The 19,344-nt window shown below is 64.1% G+C and carries 13 protein-coding genes and 2 pseudogenes; 4 read left to right on the plus strand and 11 right to left on the minus strand.

Translation table 11 applies throughout. The features are described 5' to 3' along the window. Positions 1-133 precede the first annotated feature (133 nt). Entirely contained in the window at positions 134-2,758 is a 2,625-nt protein-coding gene (gene alaS, locus FAZ95_RS13500; RefSeq protein ID WP_137332925.1) for an alanine--tRNA ligase, read from the minus strand. 276 nt (positions 2,759-3,034) lie between these two features. Here alaS and FAZ95_RS13505 point away from each other — a divergent pair, with 276 nt between their 5' ends. Beyond that, entirely contained in the window at positions 3,035-4,255 is a 1,221-nt protein-coding gene (locus FAZ95_RS13505) for a CaiB/BaiF CoA transferase family protein (RefSeq protein WP_137332926.1), read from the plus strand. Positions 4,256-4,299: 44 nt separating this feature from the next. On the opposite strand, the gene FAZ95_RS13510 is transcribed toward FAZ95_RS13505, so the two are convergent. Continuing rightward, complete coding sequence (locus FAZ95_RS13510) at positions 4,300-4,851, minus strand: RBBP9/YdeN family alpha/beta hydrolase (RefSeq protein WP_137332927.1); 552 nt, start codon at positions 4,849-4,851, stop codon at positions 4,300-4,302. 163 nt (positions 4,852-5,014) lie between these two features. Here FAZ95_RS13510 and FAZ95_RS13515 point away from each other — a divergent pair, with 163 nt between their 5' ends. Beyond that, the gene (locus FAZ95_RS13515) at positions 5,015-6,730 is read left to right on the plus strand and encodes a glutamine--tRNA ligase/YqeY domain fusion protein (RefSeq protein ID WP_137332928.1); all 1,716 of its coding nucleotides are present in this window, start codon (positions 5,015-5,017) and stop codon (positions 6,728-6,730) included. A gap of 71 nt (positions 6,731-6,801) precedes the next feature. After that, entirely contained in the window at positions 6,802-7,704 is a 903-nt protein-coding gene (locus tag FAZ95_RS13520; protein ID WP_175425593.1) for a transporter substrate-binding domain-containing protein, read from the plus strand. 53 nt (positions 7,705-7,757) lie between these two features. On the opposite strand, the gene FAZ95_RS13525 is transcribed toward FAZ95_RS13520, so the two are convergent. The 3 genes from FAZ95_RS13525 to FAZ95_RS13535 form a co-directional block, all read right to left on the minus strand. Beyond that, positions 7,758-8,207 carry an NUDIX hydrolase gene (locus tag FAZ95_RS13525; RefSeq protein WP_137332929.1) on the minus strand — a complete coding sequence of 150 codons (450 nt, stop codon included), beginning with the start codon at positions 8,205-8,207 and terminating at the stop codon, positions 7,758-7,760. A gap of 91 nt (positions 8,208-8,298) precedes the next feature. Then, positions 8,299-8,688 carry an RT0821/Lpp0805 family surface protein gene (locus FAZ95_RS13530; protein ID WP_137332930.1) on the minus strand — a complete coding sequence of 130 codons (390 nt, stop codon included), beginning with the start codon at positions 8,686-8,688 and terminating at the stop codon, positions 8,299-8,301. Between the two features lie 88 nt (positions 8,689-8,776). Then, complete coding sequence (locus tag FAZ95_RS13535) at positions 8,777-10,177, minus strand: cytochrome-c peroxidase (RefSeq protein ID WP_137334544.1); 1,401 nt, start codon at positions 10,175-10,177, stop codon at positions 8,777-8,779. Between the two features lie 311 nt (positions 10,178-10,488). Between FAZ95_RS13535 and FAZ95_RS13540 the strand changes: the two genes are divergently transcribed. Continuing rightward, positions 10,489-12,078, plus strand: coding sequence for an acid phosphatase (locus FAZ95_RS13540; protein ID WP_137332931.1), 1,590 nt, complete (start codon positions 10,489-10,491; stop codon positions 12,076-12,078). Between the two features lie 217 nt (positions 12,079-12,295). Here the strand turns inward: FAZ95_RS13540 and FAZ95_RS13545 are convergent, their stop codons facing one another. The 6 genes and pseudogenes from FAZ95_RS13545 to FAZ95_RS13580 all read right to left on the minus strand — a co-directional run bounded on the left by FAZ95_RS13545 (position 12,296) and on the right by FAZ95_RS13580 (position 18,861). Beyond that, positions 12,296-13,048 (minus strand): IclR family transcriptional regulator, encoded by a 753-nt coding sequence (locus FAZ95_RS13545; protein WP_137332932.1) that lies wholly within the window; start codon positions 13,046-13,048, stop codon positions 12,296-12,298. A 46-nt stretch (positions 13,049-13,094) separates the two neighbouring features. After that, positions 13,095-14,261, minus strand: a complete 1,167-nt coding sequence (locus FAZ95_RS13550; RefSeq protein WP_137332933.1) for an acyl-CoA dehydrogenase family protein — start codon at positions 14,259-14,261, stop codon at positions 13,095-13,097. A 36-nt stretch (positions 14,262-14,297) separates the two neighbouring features. Then, positions 14,298-15,134, minus strand: a pseudogene (locus tag FAZ95_RS13555) (SLC13 family permease); the annotation flags it as partial. Positions 15,135-15,319: 185 nt separating this feature from the next. Continuing rightward, the gene (gene ltrA / locus FAZ95_RS13565) at positions 15,320-16,627 is read right to left on the minus strand and encodes a group II intron reverse transcriptase/maturase (protein ID WP_137332934.1); all 1,308 of its coding nucleotides are present in this window, start codon (positions 16,625-16,627) and stop codon (positions 15,320-15,322) included. A 492-nt stretch (positions 16,628-17,119) separates the two neighbouring features. Then, positions 17,120-17,584 (minus strand): annotated as a pseudogene (locus FAZ95_RS13575) (SLC13 family permease); the annotation flags it as partial. A 119-nt stretch (positions 17,585-17,703) separates the two neighbouring features. Continuing rightward, positions 17,704-18,861: a CaiB/BaiF CoA transferase family protein gene (locus tag FAZ95_RS13580; protein ID WP_137334545.1), complete on the minus strand. Its 1,158-nt coding sequence runs from the start codon at positions 18,859-18,861 to the stop codon at positions 17,704-17,706. Positions 18,862-19,344 lie beyond the last annotated feature (483 nt).

Here is a 19,344-nt window from a genome sequence, read left to right on the forward strand (position 1 = left end):
CGCATGCGCCGGTGGTCCGCTCAAGCATAAAAAAACCGCGGGCACCGATGCCCGCGGCTTCCTTCTATTGCGTCGACAGCCGGCCGCTAGAGCAGCCCGCCGTCACTTGCAACAGCCTGCGTTACCGCCGCCGTTACAGTTGCGAAGCGACCCAACCCTGCACGCCGGCCAGCGCCTTCGACAGATTCGCCGGCTCCGTGCCGCCTGCCTGCGCCATGTCCGGCCGGCCGCCGCCCTTGCCGCCCACTTGCTGAGCGACGAAGTTGACGAGCTCGCCCGCCTTCACTTTCTTGCTCGCGTCCGGCGTCACGCCCGCGATCAGGCTGACCTTGCCGCCTTCGACCGACGCCAGCACGATCGCCGCGTGCTTGAGCTTGTCCTTGAGCTTGTCGACCGTTTCGCGCAGCGTCTTCACATCCGCGCCTTCGAGCGTCGCGGCGAGCACCTGCACGCCCGACACTTCGATCGCCTGACCGGCGAGCTCATCGCCCTGGTTCGACGCGAGCTTCGACTTCAGCGCGCCCAGTTCCTTTTCGAGCGCCTTCACCTGATCCTGCACCTGCGCGATGCGCTGCGTGAGTTCGGCCGGCTGCGCTTTCAGCGCCGCCGCTGCGGCATTGATGCGCGCGTCGAGCTCCTGAACGTAGCGCACCGCGTTGTCGCCCGTGATCGCTTCGACGCGGCGAATGCCGGCCGCGACGCCGCCTTCCATCACGATCTTGAAGAGACCGATATCGCCGCTGCGATGCACGTGCGTGCCGCCGCACAGCTCGCGCGAGAAACCGAGATCGAGCACGCGCACTTCGTCGCCGTACTTTTCGCCGAAGAGCGCCATCGCGCCGCCCTTCACCGCTTCGTCGAACGGCATCACGCGCACGATGCCGGGCGCGTTCGCGAGCACTTCCTGGTTGACGATCGCTTCGACGCGGCGAATTTCGTCGTCCGTCATCGGCGCGTTGTGCGCGAAGTCGAAGCGGGTCTTGTCGGCGTCGACGAGCGAACCCTTCTGCTGGACGTGCGAGCCGAGCACTTCGCGCAGCGCCTTGTGCATCAAGTGAGTGGCCGAGTGGTTGCGGGCCGTGCGGGCGCGGCGGATCGCGTCGATCTCCGCTTTGACGACGTCGCCGACCTTGAGCGTGCCTTGTTCGAGCGTGCCATGATGGCCGACCACGTCGGCCTGCACCTTCAGCGTATCGACGACCGCGAAGCGCACGCTCGCGTTGGCGAGCAGGCCCTGGTCGCCGACCTGGCCGCCCGATTCCGCATAGAACGGCGTGTGATCGAGCACGACGACCGCCGGCTGGCCCTTCGCGACTTCGTTGACAGCCGCGCCGTCGACATAGAGCGCGACCACCTTGGCATCGTCGAACACCTGCTCTTCGTAGCCGTGGAACGTGGTCTTCGCTCCCGAGTATTCGAGACCCTGCGCCATCTTGAACTTGCCTGCGGCGCGCGCCTGCTCGCGCTGGCGCGACATCGCCTCGTCGAACGCCGGCTCGTCGACGCTCATGCCGCGCTCGCGGCAGACGTCCGCCGTCAGGTCGAGCGGGAAGCCGTACGTGTCGTGCAGCTTGAACGCGATTTCGCCGTCGAGCACCTTGCCGCCCTTGGCGTCGAGATCGGCCAGCGCGGCGTCGAGAATCGACATGCCGTGCTCGATCGTCTCGAAGAAGCGTTCTTCTTCCTGGCGCAGCACGTCGGTCACGCGCTGCTCGGCGTCCTTGAGTTCCGGATACGCGCCGCCCATTTCCGCGACGAGATCCGCGACGAGCTTGTGGAAGAACCCGCCCTTGCGGCCGAGCTTGTAGCCGTGGCGGATCGCGCGGCGCACGATCCGGCGCAGCACGTAGCCGCGCCCTTCGTTGCCGGGAATCACGCCGTCGACGATCAGGAACGAGCAGGCGCGGATGTGATCGGCGATCACCTTCAGCGAATTGTTCGACAGATCCGCGACGCCGGTTTCGCGCCCGGCTGCTTTGATGAGCGCCTGGAACAGATCGATTTCGTAGTTGCTGTGCACGTGCTGGAGCACGGCCGCGATGCGCTCGAGACCCATGCCCGTGTCGACGCACTGCTTCGGCAGCGGCGTCATGTTGCCCTGCGCGTCGCGGTTGAACTGCATGAACACGAGGTTCCAGATCTCGATGTAGCGGTCGCCGTCTTCTTCCGGCGATCCCGGGGGGCCGCCCCACACGTCCGGGCCGTGGTCGTAGAAGATTTCCGAGCACGGACCGCACGGACCGGTGTCGGCCATCTGCCAGAAGTTGTCCGACGCGTAGCGCGCGCCCTTGTTGTCGCCGATGCGGATGATGCGCTCGGTCGGCACGCCGACTTCCTTCGCCCAGATGTCGTAGGCTTCGTCGTCTTCCTGATAGACGGTGACCCAGAGCTTGTCCTTCGGCAACTGGTAGACGCCCGTCAGCAGCTCCCACGCGTAGTGGATCGCGTCGCGCTTGAAGTAGTCGCCGAACGAGAAATTGCCGAGCATCTCGAAGAACGTGTGGTGCCGCGCGGTGTAGCCGACATTTTCGAGGTCGTTGTGCTTGCCGCCCGCGCGCACGCTGCGCTGCGCGGTCGTGGCGCGCGAGTACGGACGCGATTCGGCGCCGAGGAAGACGTCTTTGAACTGCACCATCCCCGAATTGGTGAAGAGCAGCGTCGGGTCGTTGCCGGGCACCAGGCTCGACGACCGGACGATCGTGTGGCCCTTCGATTCGAAGAACTTGAGGAATTTCTCGCGGATTTCGGAGGCTTTCATAGCGTGCTGGGGACAGTCTGGCTGGATCGGGCGGCACCGCGCAGGGGTTGCGCCGGTGGGCCTGTGGATGATTGCTTAAACGACTGATTATACGGGATTGCCGCGTGCGCGCAGCCCCTCGGGCCAAGCCGCGGCGAGCGATGGCCAAACGGCCCGGGCTGTCCGGCCGAATGGGCCGAACGGCCCGAATCGCTTACCATCCTTCTGAATTGCCCCGAGAACCGCCCCCCGCGCCCGCCGAGACGAGCGCCGACAACCAGGAGACAGAACCCGAACATGGGAGCCCTAAGCCATATCCGCGTGCTCGACCTCACGCGCGTGCTCGCCGGCCCGTGGTGCGCACAAACGCTCGCCGATTTCGGCGCCGACGTCATCAAGATCGAACGCCCCGGCGCGGGCGACGACACGCGCCACTGGGGCCCGCCGTACCTCAAGACGCCCGACGGCGCCGATACTCAGGAGGCCGCTTACTACCTCGCCGCGAATCGCAACAAGCGCTCGGTGACGGTCGATATCGCGACGCCTGAAGGGCAAAAGATCGTCCGCGAGCTGGCCGCGCAAAGCGACGTCGTGCTCGAGAACTACAAGGCCGGCCAGTTGAAGAAGTACGGCCTCGACTACGCGTCGCTCAAGGAAGTGAAGCCCGATCTGGTCTATTGCTCGATCACGGGCTTCGGGCAGACCGGCCCCCACGCGCAGCGCGCGGGCTACGACTTCATCGTCCAGGGCATCGGCGGCTTCATGAGCATCACGGGCGAGCGCGACGACCTGCCGGGCGGCGGCCCGCAGAAAGCGGGCGTCGCGATCGCCGATCTGATGACCGGCATGTACTCGACCGTCGCCGTACTCGCCGCGCTCGCGCATCGCGACCGCACCGGCGTGGGCCAATACATCGACATGGCGTTGCTCGACGTGCAGGTCGCGATGCTCGCGAACATGAACGCCAATTTTCTGGCGAGCGGCGCGCCGCCCATGCGCTGGGGCAACGCGCATCCGAACATCGTCCCGTATCAGGCCTTCCAGACCAGCGACAGCTGGATCATCGTCGCGGTCGGCAACGACGGGCAGTTCCGCAAGTTCGTCGAAGCCGGCAATCGCACGGAGCTGGCCGACGATGTGCGCTTCGCGACCAACCCCGAGCGCGTGCGCCACCGCGAAGTCCTCGTGCCGATCATCGCGGAGATGGTGAGGACGCGCAGCAAGCACGAGTGGATCGAGCGGCTCGAGGCAGCCGGCGTGCCGTGCGGCCCGATCAACAATCTCGCCGAGGTGTTCGAGCACGAGCAGGTGGTCGCGCGCGGCATGCAAGTCGACTTGCCGCATCCGAGCGGCGCGACCGTGAAGCTCGTGCGCAACCCGATCCGGATGAGCGAAACGCCGCCGCAGGCGCACAGCCACCCGCCGACGCTCGGCGAGCATACGGACAACGTACTGCGCCGCGTGCTCGGCTACGACGATGAAACCATCGCCGCGCTGCGGGGACGCTCGGTGATTTGATCGAAGGCGCCGGATTGGGATGGACGGGCGATCAATCGATCCGGTCAGTCGACCAGCGATGCCAGCAAACGCCGCCCTTCCTCCCAATCGCCGAGCCCGCTTTCGGCGTTGATATGGCCGCGCGGCCCGATATTCACGAAGCGGCTACCCCAGGCGTCGGCGCAGCGTGCGGCGAATTCGGTGCTGCCATACGGATCGTCGCTGCTGGCAACGACGATGGTCGGAAACGGCAGCGGCACGAACGGCACGTTCGCAAAACCGTGCGCTTCGCTCGGAAACGAGACGCTCGTCGGATCGGGCACGGCGACGAACAAGGCGCCCGCCACTTTGGCGAGCTGCTCGGGAGTCGCGACGTGCGTTGCCCAGAAGACCGTCGTCAGACAGCCGAGGCTATGCGCCGCGATCAGCAGCGGATCTTCCTCCGACGCGGCGACAACCGTATCGAGCGTGTCGCACCACGCCTCGCAAACGGCGTTTTCCCAGTCGGGCATCGACACCCGCACGAACATCGGATCGGCAGCTTCCCAGCGGCTTTGCCAGTGGTCCGGTCCTGAATTGGCGTACCCCGGCAGCACGCATACTCTTCTTGCATCCATTGTGTTTCCCTGTTTCCGCGGCCCTCGCCGGTAGAGCCCGCCATCTTGCCGAACGCGGGCCATACATGCAAGGCGGTCCGTCCGCGCGGGCGGCCGCTCAGGTAGAATTGACGGATCAAGCGGGCGCACGCCGCGTCCATTTAGCAGACTCTCTCCTTCTCGCATGAACACCGAACGCAACGACGCTCCGGCGGTATCCAATTTCATCCGCAACATCATCGACGACGACAACCGCACCGGCAAATGGGGCGGCCGAGTCGAAACGCGCTTCCCGCCCGAGCCGAACGGCTATCTCCACATCGGTCACGCAAAGAGCATCTGCCTGAATTTCAGCGTCGCGGGCGACTACGGCGGCGTGTGCCACCTGCGCTTCGACGATACAAACCCCGAGAAGGAAGACGTCGAATACGTCAACTCGATCATCGACGCGGTCACGTGGCTCGGCTTCGAGTGGAAGAAGGCCGATGACGATCGCGAGTACCTGTTCTACGCGAGCGACTACTACGACAAGCTCTACGCGTTCGCCGAGCTGCTGATCCAGCGCGGCAAGGCCTACGTGGACAGCCAGTCGCCTGACGAGATGCGCGCGAACCGCGGCTCGGCCACGGAGCCCGGCAAGAACTCGCCCTTCCGCGATCGTTCGGTGGACGACAACCTCGACCTGTTCCGCCGCATGAAGGCCGGCGAGTTCAAGGAAGGCGAGCACGTGCTGCGCGCGAAGATCGACATGGCGTCGCCGAACTTCAACATGCGCGACCCGGTGATCTACCGGATTCGCTTCGCGCATCACTACCGCACCGGCGACCAATGGTGCGTGTACCCGATGTACGACTACACGCACTGCATTTCGGATGCGCTCGAGAACATCACGCATTCGCTGTGCACGCTCGAATTCGAAGACCATCGGCCGCTCTACGACTGGATTCTCGAGGAACTCGCCGACGCCGGCGTCTTCACGCGGCCGCTGCCGCAGCAGATCGAATTCTCGCGCCTGAACCTCACCTACGCGATCACGAGCAAGCGCAAGCTGCTGCAGCTCGTCACCGAAGGCCATGTCGACGGCTGGGACGACCCGCGCATGCCGACCATCGTCGGCGTGCGCCGGCGCGGCTTCACGCCGGACGGCATCAAGCTCTTTTGCGAGCGCATCGGCGTCACCAAGGTCGATTCGTGGATCGACATGAGCGTGTTCGAAGGCGCGCTGCGCGACGATCTCGACGACAAGGCGCCGCGCACGGCCGCCGTGCTCGACCCGCTGAAGCTCATCATCGACAACTACCCGGCCGATCTCACCGAGGAATGCGAGGCGCCCGTGCACCCGCATCATCCGGAGCGCGGCATGCGCAAGTTCCCGATCTCGCGCGAGTTGTGGATCGAACGCGATGACTTCACCGAAACGCCGCCGAAGGGGTATTTCCGGCTCTTCCCGGGCAACAAGGTGCGTCTGCGCTACGGCTACGTGATCGAATGCACGGGCGTTGACAAGGACGAGAACGGCAACGTGAGCGCCGTGCACTGCAACTACTATCCGGACAGCAAGTCCGGCACGGAAGGCGCGAACAACTACAAGGTGAAGGGCAACATCCACTGGGTCAGCGCGGCGCACGCGGTTCCGGCGGAAGTCCGTATCTACGACCGGCTCTTCAAGGAACCGCAGCCCGACGCGGGCGGCCGCGACTTCCTCGAAGCGCTGAACCCGGATTCGAAGCGCGTCGCCCACGCCTACCTCGAGCCGGGCGCCGGCGATGCGCAGCCCGAGGAGCGCTTTCAGTTCGAGCGGCACGGCTACTTCGTCGCCGACCGCTACGACACGAAGCCCGGCAAGCCGGTGTTCAACCGCATCGTCGGCTTGCGCGACACCTGGGGCAAGCCGGCCTGAATTTGCTTAAGGCGCGCTCGCGCAGGTCGTTTAACAATAATTCGTCGTCGAGTGGTTCACCCGGGGGATCGATGAAGTTGTCCGCTCGATTCATGCCGCTCGCAGGCGCGGCGGCGATGCTCCTTGCATTCGCCGCCCACGCCGACGAGCTCAAAGGCACGCTGAGAAAAATCCACGACGACAATGCGATCGCGCTGGGCGTGCATGAATCGTCGGTGCCGTTCGCCTATTCCGACGGTCACGACCGCACCGTCGGCTACTCGTACGCGATCGCGATGGAGATCGTCGGCGAAATCAAGCGAGAGCTGAACCTCCCGGGGCTGGTCGTGCGCAAGGTGCCGATCACGCCGCAAAACCGCATTCCGCTGATGATGAACAGCCAGATCGACCTCGAATGCGGTTCGACAACCCACACGCACGCTCGCGACGAGCAAGTCGCGTTCTCGAATAGCTTCTTTCAGTACTCGGTTCGCATGCTCGTCAAGAAGCAGTCGGGTATTGCGGACTTCCGTGATCTCGCCGGCAAGCCGGTCGTCACGACGGCCGGTTCCTCCGACGAGCGCCTGTTGCGCAAGCTGAACAGCGACGAGCAACTGAACATGCGCATCATGAGCGTGCGGGACCATCCTGAAGCATTCGACGCGTTGCGTACGGATCGCGCGCTCGCTTATGTCATGGACGAGCCGCTGCTCTACGGGAACAAAGCGGAAGCGGTGCGTCCGGACGACTATGCAATCGTCGGCACACCGCTTCGCCAGGAAGTCTATGCGTGCATGCTCAGGAAGGGCGATGCGCCGTTCAAGAAGCTCGTCGATGGCGTGATCGCCCGTCTGGAGACGTCAGGCGATGCGCAGAAGCTCTATGAAGCCTGGTTCACGCAGCCGATCCCGCCGCGCGGGCTCAACTTGAACTATTCGATGTCGGATGAAATGAAGGCGCTGTTCGCGCATCCGAACGACAAGGCGTTGGATTGATCTCGCGGATCGGAACCGCGACGGCGCGGCAACACAGCCCACGCCGCGCCGGTTCACAGCGACCGATGCAGATCGGCGAGCGAGAGCGTCGTCTGAAAGAGCCGAAAGAGGCTGCGGCTCGCATAGCGCTCGACTTCGCCAGGCTCGACCCAGCGAAACGCATCCATCTCGGGAATCATCACGCCGTCCGAGCGGCGCGGAAACATCGACGTGCAGACACAACGGCTCAGGTCGAGTTCGTCGTCCGTCGCGCGCGCCGCGAATAGATGCAGGTCCTTGTCGCGACGGTAGAGAAAACGCCCCAAGTCCTTGAGGCGCTCCGGCGCGAGCACGATGCTGGTTTCCTCGACCAGCTCGCGCAACGCCGCGGCGATCGGTGCCTCGCCCTCCTCGCCGTGGCCTTTGGGGATATCCCAATGGGTCGTGTCGGTCGCGTGGGCCAGCAGCACGCGCCCTGCGTGGTCGAGCAATACGACACCGCAGGAAGTCACGCGCTCGATCATCGACGTTCCCACTGCTGAACTTGCCGAGATTGCCGCCACGGCGTTTGCATGCTGCACGCCGCAGCGCCGGCACGTGTCGTCACGGCCGCCATCACTTCTGCTTCTGGAATTGCCATGCGCCGTCGCCGGCCTTGCAGTATTGCGGGCGCAGCGTCATCGACTGCCCCTTCGCGTTCAGCGTGGCCGTCATGCGGCGGCACGTGCGGTCGCCGTCCTTCGTCGTCTGGCCGATCGTCATCGTCGCGTCCAGTTTGACGCTGGTGCCCGTGCCCTCGTTGGTCCACACGGCCGTCTCGCCGTCGCGCTTCGTGTCGAGCGCCGTGTTGGCCGCCTTCAGCAGCGAATCGACATCGCGCTGGCGCATGTAGCTCACCGGCGTATCGGACAGGAAGCCGTAGTTCGAAGCCTGCGCCGCAACCGCGCCCGCAAGCAGCAGGCCACCGGTGATCGCGCGCAACAGGGATGAAATTCGCATCGACATTGATAGGTTCTCCTTGGATCGATCGTTGGAACATCGTGGCCGTCATGACTCTTGGCCACGAAAGACGGTCGAGAGAATAGCACGCAGGCTATGGCGCGCCGGCTGATGTCAGGCGCGGCGCGTGCCCGTCGGCGCGGGGCACCGCGCCTTGTTGTGCGCTCACCGTATCGGGTTCGTAGCCGTCGGTCAGCGTGCCGAGGAACGTAATGATGTCCTCGATCTCGGCCTCGTTCAGAGCCGGCTTGTCGCCGGGCTTGCGATCGAATGGCGGATCGGTGTTCAGGTTGGCCCAGTAACGCCTGGGCAAATCGTCGAACTTGCGGACCTTGCCTTTGACGACCGGATATAACTTCTCCGGGTTCGTATCGCGCTCGGCGTAAAAGCGCATCACCTCTTCGAGCGAGTGGTAGATGCCGTTGTGGAAGAACGTCTTCTTGAGCGCGATGTTGCGCAGCGTCGGCGTTCTGAAGAGGCCGCAGTATTCGTCCTGGCCCTTGAGGTCGGTGCGTTCGGGGCCGCACGCGCCGAGGTCGAAGAAGTGCGGGTCCTGGTTCACCTTGAGCGCGCGGTTGCGCGGCACGCCGATTGCGATCAGGCCGAAATCGCTGAACTGCGGCGGCGAGCCGTCTCTCGCGGGCTCGCTCAAGTGACAGCTCGCGCAGTTGCCTTTGCGTTCGTCGTTGAAGAGCTGCAGGCCGCGCAGCTCGGCCGGCGTGAGCGCCGCGCGGCCCGCGAGGTACGCGTCGTATTTGCTCGTGTAGGGGTAGAACGTGGCCGGGGTTTGCTCGAAGATGCCGAGCGCTTCGAGCACGGCATCGAAGGTGGCGTTGTCGTCGTCGAACACGTGCGAGCCGAACGTCGCGCGAAACGCGTCGGCATAGGGCGCCGCGCGCACGGCGGCCGCCACGCGCGCGGGCGAGCTGTTCATCTCGAACGGCGAGGTCAGCGGGATGCGCGCCTGTTGCGCGCCGGTATCGACGCGGCCGTCCCACGTGAGGCCGCCGGTCGGACCGTTGTCGATGCTTTCGTCGCCCTCGTCGTCCGAGTCGTGGAAGTGCGCCGTGAAGGCCGGCACCGATTGCAGATATTTGAGCGTCGGCACCGCGCGGAAACCCGGCCGACGCATATCGCTGCCGCCGAGCTGCACATCGAGCGCGTTCGGCGGCCCGAAAGCGTGCGCCGGGCTGTGGCAGGTCGCGCACGCGAGCTTGCCCGAGCCGGAGAGAGCGGGATCGAAGAACAGCTGCTTGCCGAGCGCGGTCTTCTGGCGCACGGCTTCGTAGACTTGCGCACGCGTCTGCGGGCCGCCGCTGTCCGTGCCGGCAGGCCGGATCGCCGCCTCGCCGGCCGCCCCGCTTGCGTCGCTGCGCGCGAGGCCCTGCGCCGCGGCCATAGGCACGGCAACCCCGCCTTCCGCATGGAGGCCCGGCCCGCGCGCATCGCACGCCGCAAGCCCGGGGGACAGCCCGACCAGCAGCACGACCGCCATCCACGGCCCCGCCAACCGCGCCGCCGTGCCCGAAGGCACACTCCCCTGCCACCGCGACCACCGCTGCCAAACCCCAGGCACTTCGACCCTCCTCGGAAAACGCTGTGACATATCGGCACGACCCGCTTTGCGAAACCGGCCAAGCATAGGACAAGTGCGCGACCCGCGCGGCCGCCGTGACGGCCCGCCGCAACACGGGCGCCAGTATTGCATTCGCTTGCATGATTCTGTCAAATCACGTTGCGACACTTTCGCCATTTGCCGGCAGGCGTTTCGCGCCGGCCGGCTCCACGTGAAGAGAGAGATCACGCATGAACAACAACCGGATCGGCGCGGCGCTCTTGGCGCTCGCGGCAGCAGCCACCTTCGCCGGCTGCACCAGCACGAACGTTTCGAAGCCGAGCTTGACGGACGTCAAGACGGTGGTCGTCATCTACGCCGAAAACCGCAGCTTCGACAATCTCTACGGGCACTTTCCCGGTGCAAACGGCTTGCAGAACGTAACGCCCCCCAGCGCGCAGCAGCTCGATCGCAACGGCGCCGTGCTGCCGACGCTGCCGCCGGTCTGGAACGGCCTCACGCAGACGGGCGTGACGCCGGTGGTGACGCAGGCGATGACGGTCAACCTGCCGAACGCCCCGTTCGCCATCAACGACCCGAACGGCTTCAACACGCCGCTCTCGACGACGACACGCGACCTGTGGCACCGCTTCTACGAGAACCAGATGCAGATCGACGGCGGCAAGAACGACAAGTTCGCCGCGTGGGCCGATTCCGGCGGTCTCGTGATGGGCCACTACTCGATGAACGAATCGACCCTGCCGCTGTGGAAGGTCGCACAGCAGTACACGCTCGCGGACAACTTCTTCATGGGCGCGTTCGGCGGCTCGTTCCTGAACCATCAGTGGCTCGTATGCGCGTGCACGCCGATCTATCCGAATGCGAACAAGAGTGTCGCGTCCGGCTCGATCTCGGCGGTCGAGGCGGACGGCGTCACGCTGAAAGTCGCGCAAAACGCGCCGGCTTCGGCGTTGAGCGGTCCGCCGAAGTTCGTGAACTCGGGCAACCTGACGCCCGACTTCTACGCGGTCAACACGATGCAGCCGCCGTATCAGCCGAGCGGCAACAAGCCGGCGGCGGGCGGCGACACCGCATTCGCGGACCCGAAAATTCCGACGACGCTGCCGCCGCAGACGCAAACGCACATCGGCGACCTGCTCAACGACGCGCATGTGTCGTGGGCCTGGTACGGCGGCGCATGGGGCGCGGCGCTGTCGGCGGGCGAAGGCGGTCAGCCGGGCGTGATCTACGGCAAGAACCTGACGGCGCCGAACTTCCAGGCGCATCACCAGCCATTCAACTACTTCGCCGATCTGGCGCCCGGCACGGCGAACCGCGAGCAGCACTTGCGCGACGGCGGCCTCGACGGCACGGAATTCATCAAGGCGATCGACGCGGGCACGCTGCCGCAGGTCACGTTCTACAAGCCGCAGGGCAACCTGAACGAGCACGCGGGCTATACCGATGTGGCGTCGGGCGACCAGCACATCGCCGATCTGATCGCGCACCTCGAAAAGAGCCCGCAGTGGAGCAACATGGTCGTGATCGTGACCTACGACGAGAACGGCGGCTTCTGGGACCACGTCGCGCCGCCGAAAGCCGACCGCTGGGGACCGGGCTCGCGCGTGCCGGCGCTCGTGATCTCGCCGTTCGCGAAGAAGGGCTATGTGGATCACACGCAGTACGACACGACGTCGATCCTGCGCTTCATCACGCGGCGCTTCGCGCTGCCGGAACTGCCGGGATTGGTGACGCGGGACAAGGCGCTGGGCGTAAACGGCGAAAAGCCGATGGGCGACTTGACGAACGCGCTCGATCTGAACGCCGCGCAGACGCAATAAACGCGCCGCCGATATCGGGCGTTACGCTTCGGGGCAGCTTCCGCTGCCCTTTTTCATAGCTTGGCTGGCGAGGCGAGTGCTCCTTATCCTCAATTCCGAAGCAAGCAGTTCGGCAAAAACCTTGCGCTCATCAGGCGACAATCAGGGCCGGCACTTCCGGGTAAGCGCTGGATGGGGAGCTTCCGTGGAAGGCATGCAGTGCATGCGCCACCGCTGCTCAGGCTGTCTCATTTTTGTGCCACGTCAAAAGAATCTGCTCCTTCGCCTTGACCAGCGTTGCCACGTGTTCATTCAAACGCTGGCGGATTCTCTCTGTCGGGCCGCCGATCGAGAGCCCGTACAGGTCACCGCCGAAATCGAGTGCGACGGCCACCGCCGAGAGTTCGGGCGCACTTTCGCCGATGTTCGCGTACCAGCCGCGTCCGCGCGCGGTGTCGATCTGATCGATGAATGTTGCGAGATCAGGGGCGGTCGCATCCGTGTAGCGCTCAAATTGGAGCTTTGCACCAAGTGCTTCCTGCGTCGACGGATCGAGTTCGGCGAAAATCACTTTGCCGATCGAGTTTGCATGCAACGGCCGCAGCGTGCCAGGGGCGCATGAATAGCGTACGGCCTTCTCCGATTCAACCACATCGAGATACACAACAGCTGAACCATGGATCTTGCCGAGCACGATAGTTTCGCCGGTCGCGTCGCGTAGTTCCACAAGTCGGGGATGCAACATTTCGACCACGGGATCGACCGCGTTGATCGCGTTCGCGAGCAGCTGCAGGCGCCGCGTGGGATAGTAGCCACCCCGCTTGCGCACTTCGTAGAGATAGCCGCGGCTCACGAGCGTGCGGGCAAGCGCGAGGCAACTTGACGAGGGCACGCTCAGCAGCCGCGCCATTTCGGCGAGCGGCAGTGGCCGCTGTTCGGCAGCGAAGAGTTCGAACAGGTCGAGCGTGCGGGCAACGAGTTTGACGTCCATGGGGCAGGCGGTTGATCGCAAGGCGGCGCGATGCCCCTTGCGCGGATCAGTACGACTTCGGCAGCCCGAGCACTTTTTCCGCGATGAAGCACAGGATCATCTGCGGGCTGACGGGCGCGAGCCTCGGGATCATACACTCCCGCAGGTATCGTTCGACGTGGTATTCCTTCGCGTACCCCATGCCGCCCAGCGTCGCAATGGCCGTCTGGCACGACTGGAACGCGGCTTCGGCGGCCAGGTATTTCCCGGCGTTGGCTTCGGCGCCGCATGGCTCGCCCGCGTCGTATAACGTGGCAGCCTTCATCACCATCAGGTTCGCGGCTTCGAGCGCCATCCATGCCTGCGCGAGCGGATGCTGGATGGCCTGGTTCTGCCCGATGGGGCGCCCGAACACAACGCGCTCCTTCGCATACTGCGTTGCGTGGCGCAGCGCCGCCTGGCCGAGCCCCACCGCCTCCGAGGCGATCAGGATGCGCTCGGGGTTCAGGCCGTGCAGCAGATAGTGGAAGCCCTTGCCCTCATCTCCGATCCGGTTCTCCACCGGCACACGCAGGCCGTCGATGAAGAGCATGTTCGAATCGACAGCCTTGCGGCCCATCTTCTCGATCTCGCGGACTTCGACGTGCGCGCGGTCGAGATCGGTATAGAAGAGGCTCAGGCCGTCGGTGGGCTTCGTCACCTGGTCGAGCGACGTCGTGCGCGCAATGATGAGCATTTTGTTCGCGACCTGCGCCGTCGAGATCCAGATCTTGCGGCCCGTGAGTACGTAATGATCGCCATCGCGCACGGCCTGCGTTTTCAGGTGCGTCGTGTCGAGGCCTGCGTCGGGCTCGGTGACGGCGAAGCAGGCCTTGTCGCGGCCCTCGATGAGCGGCGGCAGGAAACGCTGCTTCTGTGACTCGCTGCCGAACACCTGCACCGGATTGAGCCCGAAGATGTTCATGTGCACGGCCGACGCTCCCGAGAGCCCCGCGCCGGACGCGCTGATCGTGCGCATCATCAGCGCGGCCTCGGTCATGCCGAGCCCGGAGCCGCCATAGTCCGGCGACATCGCAATGCCAAGCCAGCCCGCGTCCGCGAGGGCACGATGAAAGTCATGCGGGAAGCCACCTTCGCGGTCACGCTCGAGCCAATAGCTGTCGTCGAAGCGTTCGCAGATCTTCTCGATTGCAGCGACGATCGACTGCTGGTCTTCATTGAGGCTGAAATTCATCGGAGACTTCCTCCCAAGGCAAAAACGAAAGCATGATCAAAGCGGGAACACGCCTACCAGCACGGCGGTGAATACCATCAGCACAGAGGCGGCAAACAGGAACGGAATCGTGAACTTCTGATGCTCGGCAAGCTCGACGCCCGTCAGGCCGACAATCAGGAACGTCGCCGGCGTGAGGGGGCTGACGGGAAAGCCCGTCGTCATCTGGCCGAGCAGAGCCGCCTGCGCCATCTGCACGGGCGGCACGCCCAGAATTTCCCCGCTTTTCGCCAGGACAGGCAGAATGCCGAAGTAAAACGAATCGGGGTCGAAGAGCAGGCTGAGCGGCATGGAGAAGAGCCCCAGCACGAATGGCATGTGGCGCGCGTGCTCGGCGGGCACGTGGCGCACGACCACTTCGGCCATGGCAGTGAGCATGCCGGTGCCGGTCATGATGCCGGTAAACGCACCGGCCGCGAGCAGCACGCTCGCCATCATCAGGGCCGCCTTCGCGTGCGCGTCTACGCGCTCGCGCTGCTGTTTCACATCCGGATAGTTGATGACCAGAGCGAGCACCGTGCCGATCATGAACATGACCATCGGATCGACGATGCCCGACACCAGCGTGGTGAGCACAATCAGGGTGAGCACGAGATTGATCCAGAAACGCTGGGGCCGGCGCAGCGCAAGCTCCTCTGGCGTGAGCACCCGTGGCGTGGCGGCGATGCCGGCGGCATGCTCGCGTGTGAGACCGAGACGCTTCTCCTCGCGCTTGCCCAGAACGTATGCCGTGCCGAACACGAACATCAGCCCGACAAACTGCACGGGAATCATCGGGTAGAAGATCACGGTGCCGGGAATATGCAGGGCCGCGGAAGCGCGCAGCATGGGGCCGGTAGAGTCGAGATGTGGCGCGGTAGCAGTAGGTTCGGTTTGTCTGTTGCCGCCCCTTTCGTCTGGCGGTGCCCGAATAACCTCACCCTAACCCCGTTTCCACATCCCGCTCATCGAACCGGACATGCAGATTTCCCGCATCCGGCTCTCGGACAAGACATCACGCCTTCGTACACGGCAAGTTATTACCAAGGACCCTGTAGACGTACGAGACCGAAGTGCCCGTAAAGGTGCGAGGTTGGATAGGTCCCGCCCCTGCGACGTCTGACTTTGTGCTTGTTGCGTAACCACCGGCGTAACCGCGTAGCGGTGTAGCTGTCGATTGCTCGGTATGCTCGGCTGACGCTCCCTACTTGGAAGTAGTTTGCCCAGCCGCGCAACGTCCGATTCAACCTGCCCACCAACTCCGTGGTCCCTTGCCATACCGTCTTGAGGGCGGTCATCGCATGAAGCTTTTCGACCATGCGCCGGATACTCTTCTTCGACGGACGCATGCCCATACGGGCCCGACCAGTCATTGCTGAGTACATCCGCCCAAACGTAAAACCCAGGAAGTCGAATTCGCCTTCCGGCACCTTGCAGATTCGTGTCTTCTCCTCGTTGACCGTCAGCTTCAGCTTGCTCATGATCTCGCGCAGTCTGAGCAACGCCTCTTCGGCCTTGCCTCGCTTGCAGAGGATCACCAGGTCATCTGCATAGGTCACAATGCGACTGCCAAGACTTCGCTGAAGTCCGAGCTTCTTCCATGCCAGCACGAACCGGCGCATGTAGACATTTGCCAGCAGTGGTGAGATGGGAGACCCTTGCGGAATGCCGCGTCCGCTATCCCGAGCCTCCGTCGTGCGTTTCTTCCGGCCTCGGTCATCGGTTTCTTCAACGGGGCATTCCAGCCACATCTTGATCAGATGCAGCACACGCCGATCGACGATGCGTCGCGCGAGCGACAGCATCAATTCGGCGTGGGGAATGCTTCCGAAGTAGTCCGCGAGGTCGGCGTCAACAACGTCCGTTTGCCCTCGATGCAGCCGCTCTTCCACCTCGATTACCGCTTCCTGGGCATTTCGCCCCGGGCGGTAAGCGTACTGCTCGGGCGGAAGGTCCGCTTCGAAGATCGGTTCGAGCACCAGCATCGCTGCTGTCATGCACACCCGATCCCGTAGGGTCGAGATGCCCAGTGGCCTCAGCTTGCCATTGGCCTTCGGGATAAACACTCTTCTGATAGGGTCCGGCCGGTACGTCTCCTGCCTGAGCGCAAGCGCCAGTTCGCCGAGCCACTTCTGCACTCCGTACGCTTCGACCTCTGCGAAGTCCTGGCGATCGACACCGGGCGCACCCCTGTTCGAGCGACACTGGGCGTACGCATGCGCCAGCACATCCTCGCGATAGATCTTGTCGTACAGCGCGTAGAAGCGGTACCCGGCTTCTGCCTTCGCTTTCGCGTGTAACGCCGTCTGCAGCTTCTGAACACTGATCGGAGTTGATAGGTTGCCCAATCTCCTGGTCCCTCACCACGTATTGCGTTCGTCTTGAACTGAGGCCCCTTCCCTCCACCGGCATTACCCGGCTTCACCGGTACTACGAGCCTCTCCGTCATCCCAAGGCGCCCGGCCTGTCCCTCGCGGGCGTCCGGTTGGTCATCCCTGACCTCGCCAAGGGACTTCCCGTGTTGCGTACGCTTTCCTTGTGTACATGCTGTCGCCACTACCCCGGCGCAGCAACTGGGCGTCCAGCCTGCTCATTCACCCAGTCGTATCAGCCTTCCCCGATAGGGTTGCCGGGTCGGCCTGCGCATCGTCCTTTTCGAGGTTTGCTCGGCGTTCACTCGCGTTACGGCCTGCACACTCGCGCTGTCACCTATTCGTGACACGCATTACCAGAGGCTTCAGCCACTTCGTTACCTCCATGACTGCTCCGGTTGCTTCCGGCTGGAGCGGTTGCCGGGCGGGGCTTGCACCCGCTGGAAAGCGCCGCCTTTTCACGGCGCACACCCAAGGGAGGAAGTTGACGCCCGCGGCCATCGACGCGACGCACGCGAGAATGCGGCGGTCGAGACCCAGGCGGGTATAGAGCGGCATCATCGCGGGCAATGTCACGAGGAACGTGACTGCGCCCGAACCATCCAGATGAATGAGCAGGGCAAGGAGTGCCGAGCCCATGACAATGCGCGGCGGATGGCAGCCCACCACGCGCAGCACACCGTTGATGATCGGGTCAAGCATCCCGGCATCGGTGAGAATCCCGAAGAAAAGGATCGCAAACACGAACATGCCCGCGACCGGTCCGATGTTCTGCACCCCGTGAACGATGAACTTCGCGGTGGAGAGCCCAAAGCCTGCGGCGAGCGCGGCGACGATCGGCACGGCGATCAGCGCGACGAGTGGCGAGAGCCGTTTCGTGATGATCAGCGTGAAGAGAGCAACGATCGCCAGCGTACCGATTAGCGCGAGCATGATCCTATCTCCCTGTGCGTGAGGCATCCTGCCTGATCGGCTGGTGTCATTGTTGTCTCCTGCGCGGCGCTGCGTGTGCCGCAGTGGTGGTTATGTCGAACTGCTGGTTGATGCGTGGGCTACGCGTCGCCTGATCGCTCGCCGAAGACCTGCGCAGTGTGTTCGTCGAGTGCCGGCGGCACGCTCCGGTAGGTGGCCGGTGTACGGCCCAGCTTGATCGGCGATGCGATTCCGCGATAGGAGCCCATCTCCACCTTCATCGCACGGTGCGCCGTATGCGGATGCGCGAGCGCCGCACCCAGTCCGAGCACTGGCGCACATGGCACACCGTGGCGCACGAGCGTGTCAGCGAGCTGTGGGCCATCCAAGGCGGCGAAACGTTGTTCAAGTTCCGCTCGCAGATCGCTTCTGTGCTGACTGCGCAACCGGTTGTCGGCGAAACGCGGATCGGCGGCAAGCTGCGGCGCCTCGATCAGCCGGCAGAGCGCTGCGAACTGCGTGTTGTTGCCGACGGCGAGGAAGATGTCGCCACTGCCCGTATGAAACATGTCATAGGGCGTGATGTTCGGATGCGCGTTGCCGGTTCGCTGCGGTTCCTTGCCCGAATAGAAGTAATTGGGCGTGTGCGGGTGCAGGATCGAAAGCGCGCAGTCAAACAGCGTGGATTCGACAAACTGGCCGCGCCCGCTTGTCTCGCGCTCGCGCAGTGCCATGAGGATACCGAGGGCTGCATTCAGGCCGGTCACGAGATCGACGATTGGAACGCCAACGCGCAATGGCGCACCACCCGCCTCGCCGTTGACGCTCATCAGGCCGGTCATCGCCTGGATCGCCGCGTCGTAGCCTGGCAGCGCGCCGAGTGGGCCGTCCGGGCCGAAGCCTGAAACGCGGCAATGCACAAGCCGCGGAAAGCGCGTGGCGAGCACGGTGTCGTAGCCTATCCCCCATCGCTCGAGTGTGCCGATCTTGAAGTTCTCGACCAGGACGTCGGCGGTGTCGAGCAGCGCGAGCAGACGCTCGCGCTCCGCAGGTTGCGTGAGATCCAGCACGACGCCCAGCTTGTTGCGATTGACGCCCTGGAAGTACGAAGCTGTCTCACCATCGAACGGCGGCCCCCAGCCGCGCGTTTCGTCGCCGCCTGGCGGTTCGATCTTGATCACTTCCGCGCCGTGGTCAGCGAGGATCTGCGTGCAGTATGGGCCGCCAAGGACACGGGACAGATCCACAACGCGCAAACCGTGTAACGATCCAGCTATTGAAGGTGATGGGAGGTCCATACTGATCTGCACTACTGATTGGTTGGAATTGAAATAGCCAAGAACAGTGCAGCGCGAACAGCTGGCGAGCTGCCTGTCAACCCCTGACGTTGCGAAATGCCTGGATCGCCCACGTCGGGATCTGACATAAACGCACGGGCCAAAATTCACCCGCATGAATTAATATTCGCACGGGGGAATATTTAAGGTCAAGCTGGATACTGAGAGATCGCCCTAGGAATGTCCCTAGTACCGCTGCACAGAGGTAATGACGGTTTGGCAGGGTTGCAGAACAGGCAAGCAGTTGTGGTCAACGAGCAGTTCGATACTGCGAGCGACGTAGGAGACGGGACGCCGACAACGCAGGGCACGTTCACCATGAAGATTCAGGAACGAGCGCGCCTTGTCGACATCTGTGCAGTCGAGTCAGTTCTCGTAGCCATCCGGTCGAATGATTGTCACCGTACGCTTCTTGTCGCCTGGCTTCTGAAAACGGCGCGTGAG

The organism is Trinickia violacea (assembly GCF_005280735.1).
GTDB lineage: Bacteria > Pseudomonadota > Gammaproteobacteria > Burkholderiales > Burkholderiaceae > Trinickia_A > Trinickia_A violacea.